At 48.0% G+C, this 4,332-nt stretch carries 3 protein-coding genes; all 3 read left to right on the top strand.

The window, feature by feature from the left end; all coding sequences use genetic code 11:
* The first annotated feature begins 95 nt into the window (after positions 1 to 95).
* Entirely contained in the window at positions 96 to 2,375 is a 2,280-nt protein-coding gene (gene nrdA, locus ACTHUT_RS14545; RefSeq protein WP_440418954.1) for a class 1a ribonucleoside-diphosphate reductase subunit alpha, read from the top strand.
* A gap of 20 nt (positions 2,376 to 2,395) precedes the next feature.
* The gene (locus ACTHUT_RS14540; protein WP_250600465.1) at positions 2,396 to 2,968 is read left to right on the top strand and encodes a hypothetical protein; all 573 of its coding nucleotides are present in this window, start codon (positions 2,396 to 2,398) and stop codon (positions 2,966 to 2,968) included.
* A gap of 271 nt (positions 2,969 to 3,239) precedes the next feature.
* The coding region (gene nrdB / locus ACTHUT_RS14535; RefSeq protein WP_440418953.1) for a class Ia ribonucleoside-diphosphate reductase subunit beta at positions 3,240 to 4,332 on the top strand (1,093 nt) is incomplete at its 3' end.

Raw genomic sequence — 4,332 nt, 5'->3', positions numbered from 1 at the left:
GTCAAGTCTAGTTAAACAAAGAAAAATACATTATATTGTGCCGTTCAAAGCAATCACATACCGTATCTTGTGTTTTTTAATGGGGAGACTGAATAATGAATGCAGCAACGAATATTAAAGTAACCAAACGCGACGGACGCTTGGAAGATATCAATTTAGACAAAATCCACCGCGTTGTTACTTGGGCGGCGGAAGGCTTACAAAACGTCTCCGTATCGCAAGTCGAGCTTAAATCACATATTCAGTTTTACAACGGTATCCGTACCGACGATATCCATGAGACCATCATCAAGGCCGCGGCCGACCTGATCTCACAAGATACGCCCGATTATCAATATCTGGCTGCCCGCCTCGCCATTTTCCATCTACGCAAAATCGCTTATGGCGAATTCGAACCGCCTCACCTCTACGATCACGTTAAAAAACTGGCCGAAGCAGGCAAATACGACCGCCACATCATCGCAGATTACAGCCGCGAAGAATTCGACGAGCTTAATGCCTATATCGACCACAGCCGCGATATGACCTTCTCTTATGCTGCCGTAAAACAGCTGGAAGGCAAATATCTGGTTCAAAACCGCGTTACCCGCCAAATTTATGAAACGCCTCAGTTCTTATACATTTTGGTGGCCATGTGTCTCTTCAGTAAATATCCGAAAGAGACGCGCTTGGATTACGTCAAACGTTTTTACGACGCCGTTTCTACGTTTAAAGTATCACTGCCAACCCCGATTATGAGCGGCGTGCGCACGCCTACGCGCCAGTTCTCAAGCTGTGTATTGATTGAATGCGACGACAGTCTGGATTCCATCAATGCTACCACCAGCGCGATTGTGAAATACGTTTCCCAACGTGCGGGTATCGGCATCAACGCCGGACGCATCCGTGGTTTGGGCAGCGAAATCCGCGGCGGCGAAGCGCAACACACCGGCTGTATCCCATTCTTCAAAATGTTCCAAGCGGCTGTTAAGTCCTGCTCGCAGGGCGGCGTACGTGGCGGCGCGGCTACTTTGTTCTATCCTCTGTGGCACATCGAAGCCGAAAGCCTGTTGGTGTTGAAAAACAACCGCGGCGTGGAAGACAATCGCATTCGCCAGCTTGATTACGGCGTGCAAATCAACCGCCTGCTGTACACCCGCCTGATTAAAGGCGGCAACATCACGCTGTTCTCGCCTAACGAAGTTCCCGGCCTGTACGACGCGTTCTTTGCCGACCAAGACGAATTCGAACGTCTCTACACGAAATACGAGCAAGACCCGAATATCCGCAAGTGCACCTTGTCTGCTACCGATTTGTTCTCCACGCTGATGCAGGAACGCGCCGGAACGGGACGTATCTACATCCAAAACGTTGACCACTGCAACACGCACAGCCCGTTTGACCCGCGCGTCGCCCCCGTTCACCAGTCCAACCTGTGCATGGAAATTGCCCTGCCGACCAAACCGTTGGATAACATCAACGATCCGAACGGCGAAATCGCCCTGTGTACCCTGTCTGCCTTCAACTTGGGCGCATTAAACAGCTTGGACGAGCTGGAAGGGCTTGCCGATTTGACCGTGCGCGCACTCGATGCCTTGCTGGATTATCAAGACTATCCGGTCGAAGCCGCCCGCACCGCGACCATGAACCGCCGCACGCTCGGCATCGGTGTCATCAACTACGCCTATTATCTGGCGAAAAACGGCGTCCGTTACAGCGACGATTCCGCGCTCGGCCTGACCCACCGCACCTTTGAAGCCATGCAGTATTACCTGCTCAAAGCATCGGTAAATCTCGCTAAAGAATACGGCGCATGCCCGCTGTTCAACCAAACCGTTTATTCTCAAGGCAAACTGCCCATCGACACTTACAAAAAAGACTTGGATGCCGTGTGCAGCGAACCGCTGTTGTGCGACTGGGAAAGCCTGCGCGCCGACATCGTCAAATACGGCCTGCGCAACTCCACCCTGACCGCACTCATGCCGTCTGAAACCAGCTCGCAAATTGCCAATGCTACCAACGGCATCGAGCCGCCGCGCGGCTTGGTAACAGTCAAAGCATCGAAAGACGGCATCCTGAAACAAGTCGTGCCGGAGTTTGAAGCCCTGAAAGACGCCTACGAAACCCTGTGGCAGCTTCCAGGCAACGAAGGCTACCTGAAACTCGTCGGCGTAATGCAAAAATTCGTCGATCAGGCAATTTCCGCCAATACCGCCTACGACCCGGGTAAATTTGAAGGCAACAAAGTTTCCATGAAACAAATGCTCAAAGATCTGCTGACCGCCTACAAATACGGCGTCAAAACTCTGTACTACCACAACACCCGAGACGGCGCGGATGATACGCAGACCGATATTCAGGATGACGGCTGTGCTGGGGGGGCTTGTAAGATTTGATAAGGGCTTTGGTGAAGTAATTGAAAGCCTTTCTTAAATTTGATTATCAAGGTAGTGAATATGATTTAACGCATTTAACTGCATTTTCTTGCGATTATATTCAACTTGCGAAAAGTGATGGTACGGCGGAAAAACGATACCGCTGTATCATCGAGTTTAGTTCACATTGTTTTACAAGAGGCGAAAATAAACGTAAGGGAGAAAAGTTATCAGATGTTGAACCTGCATTGCATTATGTAACGGCTAAAGAGACACGAATTTTTTGTTTCGAACGTTATCAGGTTTCAAAAATGTTGCCGCAAATTATGCGTGAAATCAGTAGGAGTAAATGTTATTTTGCTTCGGCTGACGATAAGTTTCTGACCATATCAGTAACGGATAAAAACGGTAAAAAAGTGGATTATGAAATCTACTTTTCACTTCAAAGAGCCAAATCTCCCAAGCATGATGTACATATTTACATTAATAGTGCATATATCCGAGATAAGGATTACAAAGAAAATCATGGAACAACAGTAAGGAGAAAACCGGTTGGTTTCTTTGTATTATTACATAATACATTGGTCAATAAGAGAATCAAACGCCCAAAGTAAAACAACCCTCACTTAAAAGTAAGGGTTGTTAGTACAGGCTTCGCTTTATAACTGCTCTTGGGCTAGTAGCCTAAAAAGGCCGGACAAACGCTGAAATAGTTTCATGCCTGCTCATGCGTTTTGTTGAGACAAATTGTACCACGATTGCAATTAAGGCTCAAAATAAAAATTTTCAGACGACCCATCTGCTTTGCATAGCCTAGAAGTCGCCTATCCTACTTTTAGATTTAAATCAACTTGAGAAAAAACCATGTCCTGCGAACACCTAGTCATGTCATACAGCACCTTTTCCAAAACCAAAAACGATGCGCTTAAAGAGCCGATGTTTTTCGGTCAGCCGGTAAATGTTGCCCGTTATGACCAGCAGAAATACGAAGTATTTGAAAAACTGATTGAAAAACAACTGTCTTTCTTTTGGCGGCCGGAAGAAATCGACGTGTCGCGCGACCGTATCGACTATGCCAACCTGCCCGAACATGAAAAACATATTTTCATCAGCAATCTGAAATACCAAACCCTGCTCGATTCCATCCAAGGCCGCAGTCCGAACGTTGCCTTGCTGCCTTTGGTGTCGATTCCCGAGTTGGAAACTTGGATTGAAACGTGGAGCTTTAGCGAGACCATCCACTCGCGCAGCTACACTCACATCATTCGCAATATCGTGAATGATCCGTCGGTCGTGTTCGACGACATCGTGCAGAACGAATACATCATCGCCCGCGCTGAAGACATTGCCTGCTATTACGATGATTTGATTGAATACACTCAGTATTACAATCTGTTGGGTGAAGGCACGCACAATGTCGGCGGCAAGCTCGTTACCGTGTCTTTGCGCGAGTTGAAGAAAAAACTCTATCTCTGCCTGATGTGCGTCAACGTATTGGAAGCCATCCGCTTCTACGTTTCATTCGCCTGCTCGTTCGCCTTTGCCGAGCGTGAATTGATGGAAGGCAACGCCAAAATCATCAAACTGATTGCCCGCGACGAAGCCTTGCACCTGACCAGTACGCAGCATATGCTCAACCTGATGCGCGCTGGTTCAGACGACCCTGAGATGGCGGAAATCGCCGTTGAATTGCAGGACGAATGTTTCAAACTCTTCAAAAAAGCAGCGGAGCAGGAAAAAGAATGGGCGGCCTATCTGTTTAAAGACGGTTCCATGATTGGTCTGAATAAGGAAATTCTGGCGCAATACGTTGAATACATCACCAATCTGCGTATGCAGGCGGTTGGCCTCCCTGCCGGATTTGAAGGTGCGACCCAAAATCCGATTCCTTGGATCAACGCATGGCTGTCTTCTGACAATGTACAGGTTGCGCCGCAGGAAGTGGAAATTTCTTCTTACTTAATCGGTCAGATTGATT

The sequence above is a fragment of the Neisseria sp. P0022.S010 genome (assembly GCF_051956635.1).
Note: the sequence above shows the minus strand (reverse complement) of the source record. Positions and strands in the feature narration are given on the sequence as shown.